The 22,641-nt window shown below is 70.5% G+C and carries 20 protein-coding genes; 12 read left to right on the top strand and 8 right to left on the bottom strand.

The window, feature by feature from the left end; all coding sequences use genetic code 11:
* Positions 1–58 precede the first annotated feature (58 nt).
* From IMT31_RS10290 to IMT31_RS10280, 3 genes are read left to right on the top strand one after another with little or no spacing between them, the layout of a single operon-like run.
* Entirely contained in the window at positions 59–1,147 is a 1,089-nt protein-coding gene (locus IMT31_RS10290; protein WP_413542702.1) for an ABC transporter substrate-binding protein, read from the top strand.
* Positions 1,144–2,907: a thiamine pyrophosphate-binding protein gene (locus tag IMT31_RS10285; RefSeq protein ID WP_413542701.1), complete on the top strand. Its 1,764-nt coding sequence runs from the start codon at positions 1,144–1,146 to the stop codon at positions 2,905–2,907. Before IMT31_RS10290 ends, IMT31_RS10285 begins: the two co-directional genes overlap by 4 nt.
* Entirely contained in the window at positions 2,904–3,944 is a 1,041-nt protein-coding gene (locus IMT31_RS10280) for an ABC transporter substrate-binding protein (RefSeq protein ID WP_413542700.1), read from the top strand. Before IMT31_RS10285 ends, IMT31_RS10280 begins: the two co-directional genes overlap by 4 nt.
* A gap of 64 nt (positions 3,945–4,008) precedes the next feature.
* Here IMT31_RS10280 and IMT31_RS10275 read toward each other — a convergent pair whose 3' ends face one another.
* The 4 genes from IMT31_RS10275 to hisC form a co-directional block, all read right to left on the bottom strand.
* A complete protein-coding gene (locus IMT31_RS10275) occupies positions 4,009–5,628 on the bottom strand; it encodes a dihydrolipoamide acetyltransferase family protein (protein WP_413542699.1) in 1,620 nt (539 codons plus the stop codon).
* Positions 5,629–5,656: 28 nt separating this feature from the next.
* Entirely contained in the window at positions 5,657–6,646 is a 990-nt protein-coding gene (locus IMT31_RS10270; protein ID WP_345362645.1) for an alpha-ketoacid dehydrogenase subunit beta, read from the bottom strand.
* On the bottom strand, positions 6,643–7,863 hold the full coding sequence (locus IMT31_RS10265) for a thiamine pyrophosphate-dependent enzyme (protein WP_345362648.1): 1,221 nt from the start codon (positions 7,861–7,863) through the stop codon (positions 6,643–6,645). The genes IMT31_RS10270 and IMT31_RS10265 overlap by 4 nt, the downstream gene beginning before the upstream one ends.
* A 213-nt stretch (positions 7,864–8,076) precedes the next feature.
* Positions 8,077–9,174, bottom strand: coding sequence for a histidinol-phosphate transaminase (gene hisC, locus IMT31_RS10260; protein ID WP_413542698.1), 1,098 nt, complete (start codon positions 9,172–9,174; stop codon positions 8,077–8,079).
* A gap of 85 nt (positions 9,175–9,259) precedes the next feature.
* On the opposite strand from hisC, the gene IMT31_RS10255 reads away from it, so the two are divergent.
* Complete coding sequence (locus IMT31_RS10255; protein WP_345362653.1) at positions 9,260–9,676, top strand: phage holin family protein; 417 nt, start codon at positions 9,260–9,262, stop codon at positions 9,674–9,676.
* Positions 9,677–9,701: 25 nt separating this feature from the next.
* Here the strand turns inward: IMT31_RS10255 and IMT31_RS10250 are convergent, their stop codons facing one another.
* A complete protein-coding gene (locus tag IMT31_RS10250; RefSeq protein WP_413542697.1) occupies positions 9,702–11,267 on the bottom strand; it encodes a hypothetical protein in 1,566 nt (521 codons plus the stop codon).
* A 1-nt stretch (position 11,268) separates the two neighbouring features.
* The gene (locus IMT31_RS10245; protein WP_413542696.1) at positions 11,269–11,736 is read right to left on the bottom strand and encodes a hypothetical protein; all 468 of its coding nucleotides are present in this window, start codon (positions 11,734–11,736) and stop codon (positions 11,269–11,271) included.
* A 185-nt stretch (positions 11,737–11,921) separates the two neighbouring features.
* On the opposite strand from IMT31_RS10245, the gene IMT31_RS10240 reads away from it, so the two are divergent.
* The 7 genes from IMT31_RS10240 to IMT31_RS10210 all read left to right on the top strand — a co-directional run bounded on the left by IMT31_RS10240 (position 11,922) and on the right by IMT31_RS10210 (position 19,629).
* The gene (locus tag IMT31_RS10240) at positions 11,922–12,545 is read left to right on the top strand and encodes a flavin reductase family protein (RefSeq protein ID WP_413542695.1); all 624 of its coding nucleotides are present in this window, start codon (positions 11,922–11,924) and stop codon (positions 12,543–12,545) included.
* Positions 12,546–12,577: 32 nt separating this feature from the next.
* Entirely contained in the window at positions 12,578–14,098 is a 1,521-nt protein-coding gene (locus tag IMT31_RS10235) for a DUF1846 domain-containing protein (RefSeq protein ID WP_413542694.1), read from the top strand.
* 78 nt (positions 14,099–14,176) lie between these two features.
* On the top strand, positions 14,177–15,640 hold the full coding sequence (gene purB / locus IMT31_RS10230; RefSeq protein ID WP_413542693.1) for an adenylosuccinate lyase: 1,464 nt from the start codon (positions 14,177–14,179) through the stop codon (positions 15,638–15,640).
* A 159-nt stretch (positions 15,641–15,799) separates the two neighbouring features.
* Positions 15,800–16,474, top strand: a complete 675-nt coding sequence (locus tag IMT31_RS10225) for a DedA family protein (protein WP_413542692.1) — start codon at positions 15,800–15,802, stop codon at positions 16,472–16,474.
* Positions 16,475–16,479: 5 nt separating this feature from the next.
* Positions 16,480–17,775, top strand: coding sequence for an acyltransferase family protein (locus IMT31_RS10220; protein WP_413542691.1), 1,296 nt, complete (start codon positions 16,480–16,482; stop codon positions 17,773–17,775).
* Between the two features lie 73 nt (positions 17,776–17,848).
* Positions 17,849–18,502 (top strand): trimeric intracellular cation channel family protein, encoded by a 654-nt coding sequence (locus tag IMT31_RS10215; RefSeq protein ID WP_413542690.1) that lies wholly within the window; start codon positions 17,849–17,851, stop codon positions 18,500–18,502.
* Positions 18,503–18,771: 269 nt separating this feature from the next.
* The gene (locus IMT31_RS10210; RefSeq protein ID WP_413542689.1) at positions 18,772–19,629 is read left to right on the top strand and encodes a methylenetetrahydrofolate reductase; all 858 of its coding nucleotides are present in this window, start codon (positions 18,772–18,774) and stop codon (positions 19,627–19,629) included.
* A 90-nt stretch (positions 19,630–19,719) separates the two neighbouring features.
* On the opposite strand, the gene IMT31_RS10205 is transcribed toward IMT31_RS10210, so the two are convergent.
* On the bottom strand, positions 19,720–20,304 hold the full coding sequence (locus IMT31_RS10205; protein WP_413542688.1) for a dihydrofolate reductase family protein: 585 nt from the start codon (positions 20,302–20,304) through the stop codon (positions 19,720–19,722).
* A 130-nt stretch (positions 20,305–20,434) separates the two neighbouring features.
* Here IMT31_RS10205 and IMT31_RS10200 point away from each other — a divergent pair, with 130 nt between their 5' ends.
* Entirely contained in the window at positions 20,435–21,001 is a 567-nt protein-coding gene (locus tag IMT31_RS10200) for a septum formation family protein (protein WP_345362683.1), read from the top strand.
* Between the two features lie 135 nt (positions 21,002–21,136).
* On the opposite strand, the gene IMT31_RS10195 is transcribed toward IMT31_RS10200, so the two are convergent.
* A complete protein-coding gene (locus IMT31_RS10195) occupies positions 21,137–22,315 on the bottom strand; it encodes a hypothetical protein (protein WP_413542687.1) in 1,179 nt (392 codons plus the stop codon).
* Between the last annotated feature and the right edge of the window lie 326 nt (positions 22,316–22,641).

Below are 22,641 nucleotides of genomic sequence, written 5' to 3'. Positions count from 1 at the left end.
TGAGCCAATGCCGGAATGATCATTGGACCGGGTGTGACCCGCATCATAGGGTGCCAGCATGACCACTCCACCGATGACCCCCACACCGCGTGCACCGCTCTCGCAGCAACGCGCTGCGCGCCGCCCGGCCCGCCGCCACACCGGGGGTGCCGGGGCCATCGCCCTCGCTACCCTCCTCGCCTTCGGCCTCACCGCCTGCGGATCCGGCTCCCCCGCAGGCGGTTCCGGGGAGGCGGCCTCGGACTCCGCCGGCTCCGAGACGGCCTCCGGCGACCTGACCCCCATCACCGTCGGTGCCATTCCCATCGGGGACGTCGCCCCGATCCACGTGGGCGTGCAGGAGGGCTTCTTCGAGGATGAGGGCCTCGACGTGGACGTCGTCAACACCTCCGGCGGCGCCATCGCCGTGCCCGGCGTGGTCGCCGGCGACTACGACTTCGCCTTCGGCAACACCGTCTCCCTGATGGTGGCCAGGGATCAGGGCCTGCCGTTGACGTACGTGGCCAATGGGACCACCACCACGGGCGAGGAGGGCGCAGACTTCGCTGCCGTGGTGGCTCTGGAGGACTCGGAGCTGGACTCCACCGCAGACCTGCAGGGTCACACCTCCTCCTCGAACAACCTGTTGAACATCGGGGACACCTCCATCCGCCAGGCCGTGGACAACGCCGGCGGGGACGGGGCGGAGATGGACTTCATCGAGCTGGCCTTCGGTGACGCCGCCGCGGCCGTCCAGAACGGGCAGGTCGAGGCGGCCCTCGTCCTGGAGCCCTACCTGACCCAGTCCCTCGACGCCGGGCTGAAGGCCGTGTCCTGGCCCTACGCCGAGGCGCACCCTGAGCTGGACATCGGAGGCTACTTCACCTCAGAGGACACCCTCGATCAGCGCCCGGAGGACGTGGAGGCCTTCACCCGCGCCATGCGCAGGTCCATGGAGTTCAGCCAGGAGAATCCGGAGGTGGTCCGCGAGGTCATCGGCGAGTACACCGAGATCGATCCGGAGGTCCTCGAGCGCATCACCCTTCCCCGGTTCAAGACCGATTTCTCCCGGGAGGCGATAGCCGCCCTGGGCGATTCCGCCGTGAAGTACGGCGTGATCGATGACGCCCCGAACCTGGATGCCCTACTACCGGAGGAGACCCCGTGAACGCCAAGACCATGAACACCCCCGCCGCGGCCCAGACCGCGGCCAGCACCCCCCTGAAGGTCAGCGAGGCCGTGGGCCGCATCATCGCGAGGATGGGTGCCGCCCACGTGTTCGGCGTGGTGGGCTCCGGCAACTTTCGGGCCACCGACGCGCTGATCGCACCGGATGCCGAACGCCCGGAGGGGATTCCCTTCACCGCGGCCCGGCATGAGATGGGAGCCGCCTGCATGGCGGACGCCTACTCACGCTCCACCGGCCGGCTCTCCGTGGTCACCGTCCACCAGGGCTGCGGGCTCTCCAACGCCCTGACCGGCATCGGCGAGGCCGCCAAGTCCCGCACCCCCGTGCTGGTGATCGCCGGAGACACCCCGGGCGGTCAGTACGGTTCCAACTTCTACATCGACCAGGACCGCGTGGTGGAGGGCATGGGGGCGGTGGCCGAACGGCTGCACTCCCCCGCCTCCGCCGTGGCGGACACCATCCGCGCCGTCACCCGTGCCGTCAACAACCGCCGCACCGTGGTGCTGTCCATGCCGCTCGACGTCCAGGAGGGCACCATCCCCGAGGCGCAGCGCGCCCTCGTGGAGCAGGCGGCCCCACCGGTGCCCGCCACCCCGGCCGGAGCCTCCCCGGAGTCCGCCGAACGCATCGCCGGGCTGCTGGCCGGCGCCGAGCGACCGGTGATCGTGGGCGGCCGGGGTGCCGCGGCCGCCATCGGGCCCATCCGTGCCCTGGCCGAACGTGCCGGTGCCCTGCTGACCACCTCGGCGGTGGGACGCGGGCTCTTCCACGAGGACCCGTGGCATCTGGACGTGATGGGCGGCTTCTCCACCGACGGTGCCGCCGAGCTGGTGGCCGAGGCCGATCTGCTGCTCGTCTTCGGCGCGGCCCTGAACCGGTGGACCACCCGGGACGGCACGCACCTGCGCGGCAAGACGGTCATCCAAGTGGATGACACCCCGGACGCGTTCGGGCTCCACTACCCGGTGGACGTCACCATCCTGGGCGATTCCGGGCTGACCGCCGCCGCGGTGGACCTCGCCCTGGCCTCGCGACTGGGTTCCGAGTCCCCGCGCACCGGCTACCGGACCGAGGCGACCCGGGCGCGGGTGGCCGAGTCCCTGAACTGGCGGGACCAACCCTTCACGGACGTCTCCGAGCCCGTGGTGGCCGGCGAGCCGGACAGCGGGCGGATCGACCCGCGTCTGCTGACCAACCGGCTGGACGAGATGGTGCCGATGGAGCGAGTGGTGGTGCCGGACGGCGGCAACTTCAACGCCTACCCGGCCATGCACTTCCGGGTGCCGGACAACACCGGCTACTGCGTCCCGCTGGCCTTCCAGTCCATCGGGCTGGCCCTGTCCAGCGCCATGGGCTCCCAACTGGCCCACCCGGACCGGATCGCAATCGCCGGGGTGGGCGACGGCGGACTGCTGATGTCACTCGTGGAGCTGGAGACCGCCGTGCGACTGAAGATGCCGCTGATGGTGGTGGTCTACAACGACGCCGCCTACGGGGCCGAGGTGCACCACTTCGTGCACGAGACCGACCGGCTGGACACCGTGCAGTTCCCGCCGACGGACATCGCCGCGATCGCCACCGGCTTCGGCTGCGCGGCCGTGACCGTGCGGCAGGAGTCCGACCTGGCCCCCGTGCAGAAGTGGTTGGACGGGCCCCGGGACCGGCCGATCCTCATCGACGCGAAGATCGCCGACTTCCCCTCCTGGGTGCTGGCCCACAGCTTCGCGGAGGGAGAATGACCATGGAGACGCGAGACACCCGACTGACCCGGCGGGGACTGCTCGCCGTGGGTACCGCGGCCCTGGTGGCAGGGACCGCTGCCGCCTGCGGTTCGGGCGACCCGGCCGGCAACGGTGGCTCCGGCCCCACCACCGGGACCGGCGGCTCGGCCAGCGGGGGTTCCGGTGGGCTCCGGGCGGTGACGGTCGGAGCCATCCCGATCGTCGATGTGGCACCCCTGCACCTGGCGAAGGAACAGGGCTTCTTCGAGGAGGCCGGACTGGACGTCACCATCGAGAACACCTCCGGCGGGGCCATCTCCTTCCCCGGGGTCTCCTCGGGCCAGTTCGACTTCGCCTTCGGCAACGTGGTGTCCATGATGGTGGCACGGTCCCAGGGCATCGGCCTGAAGTTCTTCTGCTCCGGCTCCACCACCACGGGCGAGCCCGGCGAGGACAACGTGGCGCTGATCGCCGCCCCGGACTCCGGGTTCACGAGCATCGAGGACCTGGAGGGCAAGATGCTCTCCTCCAACCAGTTGGCCAACATCGGGGACACCGCCTGCCGTCAGGCCCTGGACAAGGCCGGTGGGGACGGGGCCACCCTGGAGTTCATGGAGATGGGCTTCCCGGACGTCCAGGCGGCCCTGGAGAACGGGCAGCTTGACGCCGGTGTGGTGGTGGAGCCCTTCGTCACCCCCGCCCTCGAGGCCGGGATGGTGGCGGTCGCGTGGCCGTACGCCGAGGCCAATCCGGAATTGGACACCGGCGGCTACTTCGCCAGCGAGGACACCCTCGAGAGCGATCCGGAGCTGGTCCGGGCCTTCCGGGATGGTCTGGTCCGCGGGCTGGAGTACGCGCAGGAGAACCCGGACGAGGTCCGGCGGATCACCGGCACCTACACCCAGACCCCACCGGAGGTGCTGGAGCAGATCAAGCTGCCGCGGTTCCGCGCGGACTTCGACCTGGAGGCCCAGGAGGAACTGGCCGCCAGCGCCCGCAAGTACGGCACCGTCACCGGGGAGCTGTCCGTCCCGGACATGTTCGCCGAGATCTGACGCTCGGCCCGTCTCAGGCTGCTGCGGGGTCCACTCAGGCAGCTCGGGCCTGCTCGGGCAGGGCCTACTCCAGCAGCAGCGCCGGCTCCTCCATGATCGCCGCCACGTCCGCCATGAAGCGGGCGGAGAGGTCCCCGTCCACCACGCGATGGTCGAAGGAGCCGCCGAGGGTGGTGATCCACCGCGGGATGACCTCCCCGGAGACCACCCACGGCTTCTGCCGGATGGTCCCGAAGGCCACGATGGCCACCTCGCCACGGTTGATGATCGGCGTACCCGTATCGATCCCGAGCGCCCCGATGTTGGTGATGGAGATGGTCCCGTCCGCCATCTCCGCCGGCTGCGTCTTGCCGTCCTTGGCCCGCTTGGCCAGGGTCCCCAGGGCCTCCGCCAGATCGCGGAGGGAGAGCTCATTGGCGTTCTTGATGTTCGGCACCAGCAGCCCGCGCGGGGTGGCGGCCGCGATCCCCAGGTTCATGTAGTGCTTGACGAGGATCTCCTCGTCCGTCCACGAGGCGTTGACGTGCGGGTTGCGCGCCGCGGCCCAGATGACGGCCTTGGCCAGGATCAGCAGCGGCGTGACCTTGACGCCCTCGAACTCCCGGGAGGCCTTCAGCCGCTTGACGAACTCCATGGTCCGGGAGGCGTCCACGTCCACGAAGATCGAGACGTGCGGGGCGTCCCGGTAGGACTCTGACACCGCCGTGGCGGTCGCCTTGCGCACGCCCTTGACCCGGATCCGCTCGGTCCGTGCCGCGTTGTCGCCGGCGTCCGGCATCCAGAATGAGCTCGAGGTGTCGATGTTCGTCTCGCGCTCGGCCAGGTAGTCCTCCACGTCCGTCCGCGTCACCTCACCGAACTGGCCCGTGGCGCGCACCTTGGTCAGGTCCACGCCGAGTTCCTTGGCGATCCGCCGCACCGGCGGCTTGGCCAGCACGCGTTCGAACAGTCCCGCCACTTCCGTCTGGCGTTCGCGCCCGGCAGCCACCCATTGCCCGACGGCGGCCGGCAGCTTCAGCCCGCGCGTCGCCGCGGTGGTGGGCTCGGAGGGCCGGACGGGGGGCTCCTCGCGCAGGCGCGGGCTCCACGAGGGGGCGACCGCGGTCTGACCGGAGGGCACCCCCGCAACGGGCGCCGCCGGGTCCGTGGTGGGGCCGCCTGCCGGTGCCGGCGCCGGGGCGGATGAGGCCTTGCGGGGGCGGCGGGTGGCCGCGTCGGCCTTCGGGCCCGAGCCGGTCAGGGCGGCACCGGACGAGGAGGATGAGGCGGAGGACGCGGATTCGGCCGAACCTCCGGAGGTGTCACCGCCGTCGGTGGGCACGGGGGCCTCTTCGCCGACGCCGTCCTCGGCGCTGCCCCCGGCCTCCTCCGGCATGGTGTAGCCGGTCTCCACGGCGCCACCCTGCGTTGTACCTGAGGTGTCGGGCGAAGCCGAGGATCCCGGTGAGGCTTCCGTGGAGATGCCGATGATGGGGGCGCCCACCTCGATGGTCTGGCCGGTGGGGGCCATCAACTCAGCGACAGTGCCGGCGTAGGGGCTGGGCAGCTCGACGAGGGATTTGGCGGTCTCGATCTCGCAGAGGACATCGTTGACGGCGACCGTGTCCCCGACCGCCACCTTCCACTCGGTGATTTCGGCCTCGGTCAGGCCCTCGCCGACGTCCGGCAGGGTGAAGATCTCCATGGGGTGCCTCCCGGCAGTCAGTAGGCGGTCAGTACGCGAAGGTGCGGTCCACGGCGTCGAGGATGCGGTCCAGGTCCGGCAGGTACTGCTCCTCCACGCGTGACGGCGGGTAGGGCAGGTGGAAGCCGCCCACGCGGATGATCGGTGCCTCCAGGTGCAGGAAGGACCGCTCGGACAGCCGGGCGGCGATCTCCCCGCCGAGGCCGCCGAAGGTCGGGGCCTCGTGGGCGATCACCATGCGGCCGGTCTTCTCCAGTGAGGCCTGCAGGGTGCTGAAGTCGATCGGGGAGAGCGAGCGCAGGTCCACGACCTCGAGCGAGCGGCCGTCCTCCGCGGCGGCGTTCGCGGCGGCCAGGGCCACGGGGACGAGCGGGCCATAGGCCACCACCGTGGCGTCCGTGCCGGAGCGGACCACCTGGGCCTGGAAGGGACCGAGGCCACCGTGACCGTCCTCGGCCGTGTCCACCTCGCCCTTGAGCCAGTACCGGCGCTTGGGTTCGAAGATGATGACCGGGTCCGCAGACTGGATGCCCTGGCGCGTCATCCAGTAGGCGTCCTGGGCGTTGGAGGGCGTGATGATCCGCAGCCCCGGGGTGTGGGCGAACAGGGCCTCGGGCGACTCGGAGTGATGCTCGATCGAGCCGATGCCCCCGCCGTAGGGGATACGGATGGTCACGGGCACGGTGGCGGCACCGCGGGTGCGGGCGCGCATCTTGGCCAGCTGAGTGGTGATCTGGTTGAAGCCCGGGAAGACGAAGCCGTCGAACTGGATCTCGGTCACGGGGCGGTACCCCCGGAGCGCCAGGCCGATCGAGGTGCCGATGATCCCGGACTCGGCCAGCGGGGAATCCACCACCCGCTCGGGCCCATAGGTGGCCTTGAGCCCCTCGGTCACGCGGTACACACCGCCGAGCGAGCCGATGTCCTCGCCCATGAGCAGGACCTTCTCGTCCTGCGCGAGCTCGTCCGCCAGGGCCCGGTTGACGGCCTTGGCGATGGTCAGGGTCTCGGTGCTCATGCGCGGCCTCCCTCGGCACCCGGGGTGACGGCACCCGGGGAGCCTGCGGGGCCGGCGTCGGGCGCGTCGGCGAAGCCGGCCTGCCACTGGAGGTGCCACTCCCGCTCCTCGGCAACCAGCGGATGCGGCTCCGCGTACACGGTGTCGAAGACCTCGTCCAGCGGGGCGATCGCCTCCCCGGTCATGGACAGCACGGCCTCGCGACTGGCGGTTGCGAGGCGCTCTCCCTCCGCCTCCACGTCCGCGAAGAACGCCTCCGGGTCCTCGCCGGCCGCGCCGGTGGCCCGCAGATATGCCTCGAGGCGCACCAGGGGGTCCGCCGAGGCCCAGTCCGTCTCGACCTCGCGGGTCCGGTACTTGGTGGGATCGTCCGCGGTGGTGTGCGCCCCCACGCGGAAGGTGTGGGCCTCCACCAGGACCGGCCCTGCCCCGGTACGGGCCTGTTCGGCGGCCCAGGCGGTCACGGCGTACATGGCCAGCGGGTCATTGCCGTCCACGGTCACGCCCTCGAAGCCGTAGCCCGCGGCGCGCTGGGCCAGGGGGACCCGGGTCTGGGTGGTGGCGGGCACGGAGATGGCCCACTGGTTGTTCTGGCAGAAGAACACCACGGGCAGGTCGTAGCTGGCGGCGAACACCATGGACTCGTGGACGTCCCCCTCGGAGGAGGCCCCGTCCCCGAAGCAGGCGAGGGCGATCTGCCCTTCCCGCCGCACGCGGTCCTCGTCCCAACCGGCCTGGTCACGCTGGATGCCCCAGGCGTAGCCGGTGGCGTGCAGGGTCTGGGCTGCGAGCACGAGCGTGTAGGGCTGGAGGCGGTGGTCCTCGGCCGTCCAACCGGCATGGGAAACGCCGCGGAACAGCTCGAACAGCTGGTGGGGGGTGACGCCGCGGCCCAGGGCGAAAAGGTGCTCGCGGTAGGTCGGGAAGATCCAGTCGTCCTCCCGCAGCGCCGTCAGGGCCCCGGCCTGGGCACCCTCCTGACCGATGGCGGGGACCCACAGGGCGAGCTGACCCTGGCGCTGGAGCGAGGTGCCCTCCGCGTCCACGCGGCGTTCCGTGGCCATCAACCGGTACATCCGCTGCAGGGCGGCGTGGTCGAGGTCCGCCAGGTAGGGCGTGAACCGTGCGTCCTGATGCAGGGTGCCCACGGCATCCAGCAGTTGGACGGCTCCGGCCGGCAGCGTGGTCGCCTGGCTCGGCTGCTGCGGTTCACTCACGTGGAACTCCTTCTCTCCCGGCGCATCGGGCGACGGTCCGGATCAAGACTAGTCGCGACGCTCTCTACTCGCGCGTTCTGTGCCCGGCGAATTGCCACTCACCCCGTGTGGTCACCTGGCGTGGGTGGTCACTTCTCGTGGGTGGTCACTTCCCGTGGCGATCAACCGAACAACCGCAGCACCAACTGACCACCCACGGCGGGGGTTGCTGAATCATGGGCTCGGCGGGAAGTCTGCGCAGAGCTCGAGGAAGCGGGTGTTGGCCTCGGCCTCACCGATCGTGACGCGCACGCCTTCGGTGCCGAAGCCACGCACGGCCAGCGCACGGCGCCCGGCGGCCTCCACGAACTCCGGCGCGCGCTCCCCGAGGGGCAGCCAGACGAGATTGCCCTGGGAGTCCGGCACATCCCAGCCCAGCTCGGCCAGCCCGGCCATGACCCGACCGCGCTCGGCCACGATCCTGGCGACCCGCTCATCGACCTCGTCCAGGTGGTCCAGGGAGGCGATCGCGGCATGCTCGGCCACCGAGGACACGGCGAACGGGGTGGCCAGCACGCGCAGGTACTGGGTGATGTGCGGGTGGGAGACGGAGTAGCCCACCCGCAGGTTCGCCAGGCCGTGGGCCTTGGAGAAGGTGCGCAGCACCACCACGTTGTCATGCCGGCGGTACACCGCCAGGGCGTCGACGGCGTCCGGCTGGGTGATGAACTCCGTATAGGCCTCGTCGAGGACCACCAGGACGTCCTGCGGCACCCGGTCCAGGAACGCCTCCACGTCCGCCCCGGTCAGGGCCGGGCCGGTGGGGTTGTTGGGCGTGCAGAGGATGATCACCCGGGTGCGCTCCGTGATGGCGGCGGCCATGGCGTCCAGGTCATGGCGGAAGTCGGCCGTGAGGGGGACCTGGATGTCCCGGGCCCCGGCGGCGCGCACGATGATGGGATAGGCCTCGAACGAACGCCAGGCGTAGATGACCTCGTCCTGCACGCCGTCCGGGTTGGCCCCGGCGAAGGTGGTGATGATCTGGGTCAGCGCTCCGAGCGAGCCGGCTCCCGTGACGATGTCCTGCGGCGAGAGGTCCAGGTGCTGGCCGAGCCGCTCCCGCAGGGCGGTGGACAGCGGGTCCGGGTAGCGGCAGTAGTCCGTGAACTCCGCGAGTGCGGCGCGTACCGCGGGGACCGGGCCGTAGGGATTCTCGTTGGAGGAGAGCTTGTAGGAGACGAGTCCCTCCACCGGTGCGGCCGCCTTGCCCGCGGCGTAGGCCGGGAGCTGGGAGAGTACCGGTCTGGGGCGGATGGGGTGCGGCTCGTTCATGGCCTCCAGCCTAGCCCCGCCCAACGGTCCCTCGCCTGCGCACCTCACCCCTCCGAGCCGAGGTGTGACGTGGGAGCATGGTCACATGGTCAAATTCCTGCTCCGCGTCATCGTCAACGGGCTGGCCCTCTGGGTAGCCACCCTCATCCTGTCCGGCATGGAGGTCATCCCCTCCAGCACCTTTGCGGATACCGGCGACTCGACCGTGAACACCGTGATCGCCTACCTGGTCATCGGACTCGTGTTCGGTGCGGTCAACGCGGTGGTCAAGCCGATCATCTCCCTGCTGGCGCTGCCGCTGACCTGCCTGACGCTGGGCCTGTTCACCGTCATCATCAACGCCGGCATGCTCATGCTCACCGTGTGGCTGACCACCTACCTGCCGATGCAGCTGACCGTGGACGCCTTCTGGTGGACGGCGGTCTTCGCGGCCATCATCATCTCGGTGGTCTCCATGATCGCCAATGGCGTCTTCGGGCTGAACCGCTCCAGGCAGGACTGATCCCGGCAGCGTCAGCACTGGTGGTTCAGCGGTCCCGGACACCGTCCAGCAGCCCGGGCCGAATCCCAGACTGACGCCTTTCTGGAGGGGCGCCGAGTGGATTGCTCGGGTTGCCGGGGCGGACCCGTTCGAGGTGCACGGTCCGGGTCACCCCGCCGCCGGCCGTCAGCGCCGCGAGGTACTCGAGGGCCGGCACCTGCCTCGCCACGTCAGGGTCCTGATCCAGGAGCGCCGCGTGGAACGCGTAGTTCTCGAAGGCGTGACCTGACATCACGTCCTTGCCCTCGGGGTACAGTGCCTCGTCATAGCCGCTGACGGTGAGGGTGGTGCGGTTCGCCGCCTGGGGGTTGGCCCGCCCGTCCGCGGCGGCAGGGAGGTCCTCGTCATGCTCCAGGTGGACTGCCTCGACGCTGTCCGGGACCCTGATCTCGCCGGTCGGTGAACCGATCGTGAGCAGGCCCTGCACGTCATAGGATCCGGCGATCCGCTCATCCGCCGCGATGCGGGCGGCGTGCAGGCCACCCTGGCTGTAGCCGGTCAACACCAGCGCATCGTCCTGATCGGCCCCGGCGGCCCGGAGAGCCTCGTCCACGGCGGCCGAGACGTGTTGGGAGTCCAGCGCCAACGCCTCGGCGTTGCCGCCCATGTCCCAGGGGTTGGTGGACCAGCCGCTCGCGTCCTTGAAGTCCCCGGTCTGGGTCCCCGGGAGGGAGACGAGCCACACCGTCTCGGGACTCCCCGGGCCACTCGGGGTGATCTTCGTGATCTGCACGGACCCTGGCTCGGCCTCGCGGGCCAGGTCCAGGTGGGACATGACGTTGGAGATGGCGCCCTCACCCCCGGGTGTCCACGTCTGTTCCCACTCCTCGGCCGGAGGGATCTTCCCGGTGGCGCGTACCGGGCCGATCTGCACCAGGCCGGCGCCCATCCCCATCGCCGTGACCAGGGGGTAGAGCTGCTCCGGTCCGGAGAGCGCGCCGGTGGCTCCCTCGTCCCGGGCCGCCCTGCCGGCCACCTCCGAGGCGATCAGGAACCCCTGTCCTAGGCCCGGGACCATCATCCCGAGGAGCCCTGCCAGGACCTCCGGGGTGGCCTGCAGGGCCAGTTCCGTGAGGGGGACGGGGAGGGGCTGTCCACTCAGGCCGATCCCCAGGGCACTGACGATGGCCACCCCGCCCAGCAACTCCTCCATGCGCCGCTGGGCGGCCGCCTCGGCCTCGCGATACGTGTGGGCCGCCGTCCGCACCGTCACGGCGAGCACGCCGGCCTCAGCACTGAGGGACATCAGCCCGGCAGTCAGCTCGGCGGTTCGGCCGGCCAGGGCCCGTCCAGCACTGGTGTGGGCTGCGGCCGCCGACATCAGGGTTCCCCACCCGGCGGCACGGAGGGAGAGGGCCGAGGCCTCATCCGTGGCGACCACCAGGAGCAGGCTGCCGCGCTCGAGCTCGTCCAGGTTGGCGTGGATGGACCCGGGGCCGCCGCGGACCGCGAACGAGGGTTCCGGGGGCGATGCGTACTGCATCGGGTCCTCCACGCTGTCCAGCAGCCCGGGGCGGCCCACCCCCGTGGGCACGGGCACGGTTCCGGCCATCTCAGCACACCCCCACCGTGACCACGGTGGCCGCCGCGGCCTTGGCTGCCTGCAGCCCCTCCCGCAGCCGGGCGATCTGCTGCTGCAACTCGCCGATGGAGGCCCGGGCCAGGCCGGCGGACTCCTCTGCCACCTCCGCCAGATCTACAGCCCGCCCCCGCAGACGTTGGCTCCGCTGTACGAAGGCGTCCCCTGCCGGCGATCGCCAGTCCATCGCGGTCAGACCGTGCACCGATTCGGCCACACCTCGGGTGCCCGATGCCACCAGACGCAGTTCCTCGACTACCTGATGGAGTTGCACCACGGCGGCCTCCAGCATCCTCAGCAGCTGCGCGTCCCCGGCTACCAGGTCCACGGCCTGGCCCACGGCGGGGCACAGCACCTCCGGTGAGTGGATCTGGTGTGGCAGGGGAACCGTTCCTCCCACCAGGTTCTGAGCCGCTGCCAGGGCTTCGCTGGGTTCTGTCATGCCCGTCCTCCCGTCCCTCCATGGTCCGTCAGCCCCACGCTAGAGAGACCAGCGCCCCCGTGGGCTGAGGTCGGGGGCTTCTGGGGACAAGGCCAGAGGGCGCTGACCGTTGTGGAGGAACCCGCGAAGGAACCCACAGAGGAGACCCGCGGAGCAGCCCCGCACACGCCTGCCAGACTGTCCCCATGAGCACCCCGAACCCCCAGCGCACCGAGTTCGACCCCATCGCCCTCGGCGACCGGGAGGCCACCCTGCTCGTGAAGTCGATCCTCATCCCACGGCCGATCGCCTGGGTGGGAACGGTGGACGACGGCGGCACCGCCAACCTGGCGCCGCACTCCTTCTTCACGATGGTCTCCGAGGCCCCGCCGATCGTGATGTTCTCCTCGACCACCCGCAAGGACACCCTCACGAACGTCGAGGCCACCGGCCAGTTCACGGTCTCCCTGGTCTCCCGGCCCCAGTTCGAGGCGGCCAACCAGACCTCGGCGCCCTACGCCTCCGGGGTGAGCGAGTTCGAGGCGGCCGGGATCGCGCCCGAGCCCTCGGCCGCCGTCGTGCCTCCCCGGGTGGCCGACTCCCCCGCCGTACTGGAATGCGTGCTGGAGAGCATCATCCCGGTGGGCGGGAACTTCATGGTGCTCGGGCGGGTGGTCCACGTGGCGGTGGACACGGACACGCTCAGCACGGATGCCCGCGGCCGCGCCCTCCCCCTGGCGGACCGGCTGGATCCGCTGACCCGCCTGGGCCGGAACGAGTGGGGAACCCTCGGCGAGGTGCTCGCCATCGACCGGCCCACGGTGGGCTAGCTGCTCACCGCCCCGGTGCTAGCGTTGATCCGGTGACCGCCCCTTCTGCCAGCACTGCTCCAGCCCGCCCCGTGGGATTCGACCGGGGCCGCTACGTGGACCTGCAGTCCCGCCACATCGCCGAGCGCCGCCAGGAGATCGGCGGCAAGCTGTACCTGGAGATGGGCGGCAAGCTCTTCGACGACCACCACGCCTCCCGCGTGATGCCGGGGTTCACGCCGGACAACAAGATCGCCATGCTCGAGCGGATCAAGGACGAACTGGAGATCCTGATCTGCCTCAACGCCAAGGACCTCGAACGCCAGAAGGTCCGGGCTGACCTGGGCATCCCCTACGAGGAGGACGTCCTGCGCCTGGTGGACGTGTTCCGCGAGCGCGGCTTCCTGGTGCAGCACGTGGTGCTGACTCAGCTGGAGGACTCCAACCAGGTGGCCCTGGCCTTCGCCGAGCGTCTCGACCGCCTGGGGCTCACCGTGGCCCGCCACCGCGTGATCCCCGGCTACCCCCAGGACACCCATCGGATCGTCTCGGAGGAGGGCTTCGGGCTGAACGAGTTCGCCGAGACCACCCGTGACGTGGTGGTGGTGACGGCGCCGGGGCCCGGCTCCGGCAAGCTCGCCACGTGCCTCTCGCAGGTGTACCACGAGCACGCTCGAGGGACCGCCGCCGGCTATGCCAAGTTCGAGACCTTCCCCATCTGGAACCTCCCCCTGGACCACCCGGTGAACCTCGCCTACGAGGCGGCCACCGCGGACCTGGATGACATCAACCTGATCGACCCGTTCCACCTGGCCGCCTACGGGGAGCAGGTCACCAGCTACAACCGGGACGTGGAGGTCTTCCCGCTGCTCCAGGCCCTGCTCACCCAGCTCACCGGCTCCTCCCCGTACGCCTCCCCCACGGACATGGGCGTGAACCTGGCCGGCAGCTGCGTGGTGGATGATCACGTCTGCCGCGAGGCCGCCCGGCAGGAGATCGTGCGCCGGTACTACAAGGCCCTCGTGGACGAACGGATCAATGACGCCGAGGCGGATGTCTCCGAGCGCGTGGCGATGGTCATGTCCCGGGCCGGCTGCACCCCGGGTGACCGGGCCGTCGTCGCCCCCGCCCTGACGGTGGAGGAGCGCACCGGGGAGCCGGCCTCCGCCATCGAGTTGGCTGACGGGACCATCGTCACCGGCAAGACCTCGGACCTGCTGGGCTGCTCGGCCGCGATGCTGCTCAACGCGCTGAAGGTGCTGGCCGGCCTGGACGATGAGATCCACCTGCTGTCCCCCACCTCGATCGAGCCCATCCAGACCCTCAAGACGGAGCACCTGGGCTCGCAGAACCCGCGGTTGCACACGGACGAGGTGCTGATCGCCCTCTCGGTGTCCGCGGCCTCGGATCCGAACGCTCGGCGTGCGGTGGACGAGTTGCAGAACCTCAGCGGCTGCGATGTGCACACCACCACCATCCTGGGCACCGTGGACGAGGGCATCTTCCGGTCCCTCGGAGCTCTGGTCACCTCGGAACCCCGCTTCCAGCGCAAGGCGCTGTATCGCAAGCGCTGACCCGTCCGCGGTTCATCGAATCCGGTAACCGCCGGAAACCATGACGGCAACCGGCGCCGTCGGTGGGAGAATGTCCCCATGCCTGAGACCTCCGCGCCACAGCCGTCCGCCTCGCCCTCCGTTTCCCCCACCCCACAGGGCACGACGCCGGCCCGGCAGTCCCTGGCCGACGCCGGCATCCCGCTGGGTCCCCTCGACGGCCGGTACCGCTCGGCGGTGGCGCCGCTGACCGAGCACCTCTCCGAGGCGGCACTGAACCGCAACCGCCTGCACGTGGAGGTCGAGTGGTTCATCCACCTGGCCCATCACGAGGTCCTGCCCGGGCTGCACGCGCTGACCGAGGACCAGGAGGCGGGGCTGCGTGCCATCGTCACCGGCTTCGGCGCTGAGGGCGTGGCCGAGCTCGGTGCCATCGAGAAGGAGACGGTGCATGACGTCAAGGCGGTGGAGTACTACATCGGCCGCCGGCTGCCGGAACTGGGGCTGGAGCACCTCACCCCGCTCGTGCACTTCGCGTGCACCAGTGAGGACATCAACAACCTGAGCTACGCCGTGGGGGTGCGGGACGCCATCGGCGAGGTGTGGCTGCCGGCCGCCCGGGCCGCCGTCGGGACCCTGCGGGAGATGGCCGCCGCCGCGGCCGCCACCCCCATGCTCTCCCGCACCCACGGCCAGCCGGCCACTCCGACCACGCTGGGCAAGGAGATGGCGGTGTTCGTGCACCGCCTCGAGCGCCAGCTCCGCCGCGTGGAGCAGCAGGAGTACCTGGGCAAGATCAACGGCGCCACGGGCACCTACGCCGCGCACCTGGCCGCCGTGCCCAGTGCCAACTGGCCGGACGTGTCCCGCACCTTCGTGGAGCACCTCGGACTGACCTGGAACCCGCTGACCACGCAGATCGAGTCGCACGACTGGCAGGCGGAGCTGTACGCGGATGTCGCGCGCTTCAACCGCATCCTGCACGGCTTCTGCGTGGACGTCTGGAGCTACATCTCGATCGGTTACTTCGCGCAGATCCCGGTGGCCGGTGCCACGGGCTCCTCCACCATGCCGCACAAGGTCAACCCGATCCGCTTCGAGAACGCCGAGTCCAACCTGGAGCTCTCCAACGCCCTGCTGGACTCGCTCGGCGCCACCCTCGTGGAGTCCCGCTGGCAGCGCGACCTGACCGATTCCACCTCCCAGCGGAACATCGGGGTGGGGCTGGGTCACTCCGTCCTCGCCCTGTCCAACGTCACGAAGGGCATGGCCCAGTTGAAGGTCGCCGACGCCGTGCTGGCCGAGGACCTGGACCACAACTGGGAGGTGCTGGGAGAGGCCGTGCAGACCGTGATGCGCCAGCAGGCCATCGCCGGCGTGGAGGGCATGGACAACCCCTACGAGCGGCTCAAGGAGCTCACCCGCGGCCACCGCGTGGACGGGGAGCGGATGCGCGAGTTCGTGCTGGGCCTGGCCCTGGAGCCCGACGCCGAGGCTCGCCTTCTGGCGCTCACGCCCGCCTCCTACATCGGGCTGGCCGAGGAGCTGTCCCACCTGCACTAGGAACCACCCCTCCCCGCCCTCACCCGGGTGGCCTGGCCGTCACGGACCAGCGGGGGACCTGGGTGGCAGAGGACCCATCGGATGACCCCTCCCGGGTAGGGTGCCGGTGGATACCTCCGGGTGATGTGCGCGGTGAGGCCGCGCCCATACCTTCACAGGGTGGAACTCCTCAACGACTTCATCCTTCAGGCCGCGGGCTCTCCGTGGCTGCCCCTCGTCATGTTCACCGTGGCGGTGATCGACGGCTTCTTCCCCCCGGTGCCGAGCGAGACCGTGCTGGTCGCCGCGGCGGCCGTGGCGGCCGCCGCCGGGTCCTGGCCCACCGTCCTGCTGCTGTGCCTGGTGGCCGCCCTCGGCGCTCTGCTCGGTGACACCATCGCCTATGCCATCGGGCGGCGCATGGGAGTCACGCGGTTCCGCTGGATGCGGGGCGAGCGGGTCTCCCGGGCCGTGGACCGTGCGCGGACGGCGCTCGAACACCGCGGGGCCGCGTTCATCATCGGCGCTCGGTACATCCCTGTGGGTCGAGTGGCCGTGAACATGTCGTCCGGCGCGCTGCACTACCCGTGGCGGCGGTTCCTGCCGGTCAGCGCGGTGGCCGCGGTGACCTGGGCGGGCTACAGCGGGGCCATCGGAGTCCTCGCCGGCCGGTGGTTGGCCGATCAGCCGCTGCTCAGCGCAGTGGTGGGCATCGCGCTCGCCCTCGTCATCGGCGTGGCGATCGACCGTGTCGCCGGGGCCCGGCGGCGGCGGCAGGACGAACGAGCCGTTGACGTGGCCCCCGCCCCTGTCCTGGGACCGATGGTCTGCGCAACGGCCGGTCAGGGACGGTGAGCCCGGTGACCCAGACCCAGACGCTTCCGGTGCAGCCGCCCCCGGGCCGCACCCACCACACCGAGACGCCCCTGGCGCCCCTGGCGCCGGGGCGCGATACCGGCATTGATCTGGTGCGGGCCTTCTGCGTGGTCGTCGTGGTCCTGTTGCACGCCCTGATGGCCGGTGTCACGCTTGGCGAGGCGGGCCCCGAGTTCGTCAATGCGGCCGAGGGGGCACCGTGGTTCGCGCCCCTGACCTGGGTGGTCCAGATCATGCCGCTCTTCTTCGTGGTCGGCGGGTTCGCCGGGTCGATCGCCTACCGCCGCCTCCGGGAGCGGGGCGGGACGCCCGTGGCCTTCATTGCAGGACGCGTGCACCGGCTCCTGTTGCCTGCCGTACTCTCCATCGGCACCGCCGGCGTGGGCCTGGCGATGCTGGTGGTCTCGGGGGTCCCCTCCGAGCTGGTGCAGACGGCGGGCTTCCGTTTCGGCCAGCCGCTCTGGTTCCTCGCGGTCTTCCTGCTCTGCCAGGCGCTGTTGCCGGCCCTCATCGCCGCCCATGATCGTGCACCGTTGAGCAGCATCCTCGGCCTGGCCACGGCCGCGGTGGTCATCGAGGTGCTGCGGGCGGTCGCCGGCATGGAGGCGATCGGGTTCCTCAACCTCGCCTTCGTGTGGCTGACCCTGCAACAACTGGGGTTCTTCCTCGCCGACGGCCGCCTGGGCGCGCTGAGCCACCGCACGCGGGTGATCGCCGGCCTGGGTGCCGTCAGCCTGCTGGCCGGCTCCTTCCTCACGGGGGTCTTCTCGCCCGACCTCATCGAGAACCTCAACCCGCCGACCCTCGCCCTGTTGTTGACGGGCGTGGCCCAGACCGCCCTGCTCTCACTCCTCCGGCCCACCCTGACGAGACTGAGCACGCGTCCCCGCATCGCGGCCGTCGCCGGATTCGTCACGGCCCGCACCATGACCGTCTACCTCTGGCACATGCCGGTGCTGCTGGCCATGGCCGGTGCCACGGCGCTGCTGGCCATGAGCACGGGACTGGTGCCGCCCGAGCCCTCCAGCGCCGGCTGGTGGCTCACCCGTCCACTCTGGCTGGGGATGGCCGCCGCGCTCACCGCCGTGGCGGCATGGGCGCTGGCTGCCGGTGAGCAACGCCGGATGCCGCCGCCCACCTCCTCAGGACTTCGGGCGGCGCAGGCGGTACTGGCCGGACTCGCCGGCGTGGTCCTGCTGCTCGTGGCCAGCACCACGGTGTTCACCGCCACGGCCGCGGTCCTCCTGCTCGTGGTGGCCCTGCGCCGGATCCGCAGGTAGGACCGAGATCTGGGATGGCCCTATCCTGAGGGTCCACGGCATACCCGGCACAGGAGACGGCAAAGGACGGCGCATGATCGAGGTCCCCGAGGTCCCTGCATACCTCGAGACGGTCCTGCTCGTCCTGGACCTGCTCGGCGTCTTCTTCTTCGCCGTCTCGGGCTCACTGCTGGCCGCCCGCCGTCAGTTCGATCTCATCGGCTCCGTGTTCCTGGCGTTCCTGGCCGGACTCGGCGGCGGCGTGGTGCGGGACCTCATCATCAACGAGGACGTCCCCAACGCCTTCGCCAACCCGCTGTACCTCATCCCCCCGGCGCTCGCCGCGGCGCTGGTGTACCTCCGGCTCGTCACCCAGGGGAGGCTGCGCCGTACGCTGCTCGTCTTCGACGCCGTCGGGCTCGCCCTGTTCTGCGTCACCGGCACGCGCACGGCACTGGCAGCCGAGATCGACCCGATCATGGCCATCCTGCTGGGCGTGGCCACCGGCGTGGTCGGAGGCCTGCTCCGGGACGTGGTGGCCAACGAGGTCCCCGAGATCTTCAACCGCCACGGCCTCTACGCCGTTCCCGCCCTGTTCGGCGCCGGGCTCAGCTCGCTGCTGTGGACGCTGGACCTCTTCAACTGGCTGACCGCCGCCCTGGTGATGGTGGCCGTCTTCAGCTTCCGCCTGGTCTCGTTCCGGAGGCGCTGGATGGCCCCCCACGCCACACACGGCTCCGGTTCCTGACCGCCGCCCTCCCGCGCACTTTCCCGCACGCACTCCCGCGCATCCTCCTGCGCGCTCTCCCGCGCACAGAGTGACTCATCCACGTCACAACGGTGGGGGTGAAGTCACTTTGCGCAGGAGGGGCCTATACCTATGGAGATAGTTATATTAGGCTCGGCTCAACGCGGCGTGACCGGTACCACAAGGCCCGGTCACGCCGTGGCCAAGCCAGCCCGGCCGGCGCAGGGCCCTTCGCTCCCCGCCGGCACCCGTCTCCTCAAAGGACCACCATGACCTCCACGAACACCGGACGCCCCTCCGTCATCACCGAGCCCTCGCTGGAGATGACCGGCAAGGACAAGGACATCAATGACCTGCGCGATGCCGCCCCGTTCATCCCGGCCGGCTCCCGGATCAACGTCACCTTCCTGGGCAACGAGGACCTCGAGATGCGCGTCAAGGCCTCCAACGCGGCCAAGGAGCTCGGCTACACCCCGGTGCCGCACATCTCTGCCCGCCGACTGACCTCGCAGGCCGAGCTGGAGGAGTACCTGACGGCACTGCGGGACCGCGTGGGCACCCACCACGCCTTCGCCGTGGGCGGCGATCCCTCCGAGCCGATGGGCCCCTACGGTTCCTCGCTGGACATGATCCGCACCGGCCTGCTCAAGGACTATGGGATCACGGACGTCTCTATCGCCGGCTACCCCGAGGGCCACCCGGACATCACCGAGGCCCAGCTGTGGGAGGCCCTCGAGGGCAAGGACGCCGCGCTGAAGGAGCAGGGCCTGAACGGGACCATCCTGACGCAGTTCGGCTTCGACGTGGACCCGGTCTTCGCCTGGATCGAGGAGGTCCGCCGCCGTGGCATCGAGCTTCCCATCCGCATCGGCGTGCCCGGCCCGGCCGGCATCAAACGCCTGCTGACCTTCGCCTCCCGCTTCGGCGTCTCCACCTCCGCCGGCATCGCCAAGAAGTACGGCTTCTCCATCACCAACCTGCTCGGCACCGCCGGTCCGGACAAGATGATCAATGACCTCGACGCCGGCCTGACCGAGGCCCACGGTGACGTCAAGCTGCACTTCTACACCTTCGGCGGGATGAAGGCCACGGCCGAGTGGATCCAGCAGTTCCAGGCCAAGCGCTGATCCCTGCCCGCCACCAGCACGCCACCAGCACGACGCCGGCTGCGCACCCCGGGTGCGCAGCCGGCGCTGTGCCTTCGGTCCGGAACCGCCTCAGCCGTGCCGGGTGGGCCGGTAGACCAACTCCTGGGTGCGGCCGTCCAGGGTCTGACTCTCGAGCAACTCGAGGTCGAAGTCCTCAGCGCCGCGGAAGATCGGGGCCAGTCCGGACTGGCCGGTGATCACGGGGAAGAGCGTCACCTGGACGCGGTCCACCAGGCCGGCGGCCATCAGCGCCCGGTTCATCGAGAGGCTGCCGTGCGAGCGCAGCGGCACCTCGGACTCCTCCTTGAGCCGGGTCACCACGTCGGCGGTGTCGCCGCGGACCACCCTCGCGTCCGGCCAGTCGAGCGGCGGGGACAGCATGGAGGACAGCACCACGGCCGGCAGATTCACCATCCGGATGACCCAGGGGTCCTTGACGTCGTCATCCGGGCCGGCCGCGGACAGCATGGCCACGAACTCCCGGAACGTCGTGGCCCCGAAGACCATCCGCTGCTCGTGCCGGAAGGACGCCAGCCGATGCTCCAGCAGCTCGGGCCCCTGCTTGCCCCAGTAGCCGCCCCAATCGCCCGGCGGACCGTAGGAGCCGTATCCGTCCAGGCTGGCGAAGACGTCCCAGGTATAGGTGGCGGTCATCGTGCGCTCCCTGCGGCCCGGTGCGGCCGGGATGGTCGCGGCGTCCGAGCCGTCCACTCTCAGGCTCCGCCTCACATGGTCCCGGCACAAGGGTCCGGCGGCGCCGCAGTCCGGTCCTAGAGTGAGGTGCATGCCCGTGACCCACCCCGGCCCCGCACCCCAGCCGTCCCGGCGCACCCTGGCGCCGGCCGGCGTCGTACGGCTCCGCCGGCTCCCCCGCGCATTCCAGGGCCCGACGGCGGCCCTCGGCCTCGCACTGGCCCTCGCCGGATGCGGTGGGCCCGGTGGCAGCGAGGAACTGGTGGGCACCTCGACGCCCGAGCCCGCCGTGAGCGCCTCGGCGACGAGCATCTTCCAGCTCTCCCCCGGCCAGTGCTTCGACCGGCCCGCCGCCGAGGGGTTGTACGAAGTGTCCGTGGTGCCGTGCGAAGTGGCCCACGATCTCCAGATGTACGCGCTGTTCCAACTGGACGAGCCGTCCTGGCCCGGGGAGGACACGGTGCACGAGCTGGCCGACGCGGGGTGCAGTGAGCGATTCGCCGCCTTCACGGGCACCGCGCCGGCGGAATCCGACCTCGGCTACTCCATGTACACGCCGTCCGAGGGTTCCTGGTCCGAGGGCGACCGTCAGGTGCAGTGCGCCCTGCAACTCAACAGCGGCGGCCGGATGATCGGGGCCGAGGTGGGTTCGGGCTAAGGCGGTTGACACTCTCCCCGACCGACCCGTGTGGGCTCTCACGGTGGTTTGGTCTTTTCATGCCGGAGTTCCGCCATGGATTGACCGAACCACTGTGAAATGTGATTCCGGTTTGCCGCAGGGCGCCGTGGGCGGTCAGGTGGCCAGCGGCGCGTAGGGGACCTTGGCCTGACGCAGCTTCGCCTCCAGGCGGACGGGCGTGCGGACGTCGCTCGCCAGCCAGCGGACCATGCCATTGCCCTGCGCACGGATGGAGTCCTCACGGACCTTCTCGGCCGTCACCACGTCCTCCGCGGACCTGCCCGAGTAGCTGGCGCGTCCCAGGTACTTCGTCAGCCCGTCGAACTCCCCGACCAGGCGCCGCTCCTTCCACCAGAAGTCTGCGATCCCGATGAGCCTCCCCTGTTGGTCATGGACACTGTGCTGGAGCTCCGGCATCTCGAAGCCGAGGTCCCGGATGACCACGCGACTGGCTGACTCCCCCGCCGAATCGGGCTCGGGGCTCGCGAATCGTGTCCTGGCTCGGAGCCGTTGCGCCGATGTCACCGACACACTCAGACCCCACAAGGCGTCCAGCGACTCCTCCGACCACGTGGCGATCTTCCCCTTGCCGTGGTCGCCTGCACCAGTGCGCCGTCCGCTCATGAGTGCGTCCAGGATGGCCGCGGCCTCCACCGGGTCCATCCGAGGAATGGCATCGGCCAGGACCAGCGCCATTCGCTCCACGACCACGGGCACCCCGGCAAGGACGATCCTCTCCGTGCCCCACAGGAACGGCGAGGCGGCACCGCCCACCGACTCCGCCAGTCGGAACCACTGCTTGGGCTTCAGGTGACGGGCCTCCAGGAAGGGTGCGTATCTCATGCCCTCGGGCCGGCTCGGCCGCTGATGTCCCGAGTCCCCCAGCGTCCGCGCTCGAGAGCACACGGACGTCGGCACCGACCAGAAGCCCAACCCGTGGAACAGGAGGGCTGTCTCACGGCAGAACACGGACGGATTCCGGCGGCGGGTGGCCGCGATGGCAAAGGCCGTCGCCAGGTGCCGCTGCGCCGGGAACGCGCCGTTCCAGCTCTCCGGTTCTGCATAGACACCCGCCCGGATGCGGAACAACCGCCCCTGCTCTGCGGCGCGGGCCAGCGTCCGAGGAGACCTCGGCGGCCCACCCTCCGGGTCTGCCAGGATCATGCGGATGGACCAGGCCACCACCGTCCCGTCCGCCTCACGGACCACCGGGTGTCGGGGAAGCAGCCCTCCGCCCTCGGGCGAGGCCAAGAGGTCGACGGCTGCCGAGGTCTCGGCCGTGGTGAACGGCACGGCGGCTCGGCCTGTAGGCCGGGTCGATCGTGCCCTCGTGGTCAGATCGGGGCCGCGGTCGGTATCGGCATCGGGGCCGCGGTCAGCATCGGCATCGAGGCCGCGGTCAGCATCAGCATCAGCATCAGCATGGGCATCGAGGAGCATGGTGACATCCCATCAAAAACCCGGGTTCCGAGCGGCGACGGCGTCCAACCTTGTGGACAACCCGCCGATCCACGCTGCGCCCCGGCCCACGCGAGGCCCCTCTCCTCTCAACTCTCACGCTGTTCTGGTCATTTCATGCTGGAATTCCGCCCTGAAATGACCAAACGGCCGTGAAATCC

Origin of the sequence: Citricoccus nitrophenolicus, from assembly GCF_047305825.1 — a bacterium.
GTDB lineage: Bacteria > Actinomycetota > Actinomycetes > Actinomycetales > Micrococcaceae > Citricoccus > Citricoccus nitrophenolicus.
This window is presented reverse-complemented; position numbering and strand designations above follow the sequence as displayed.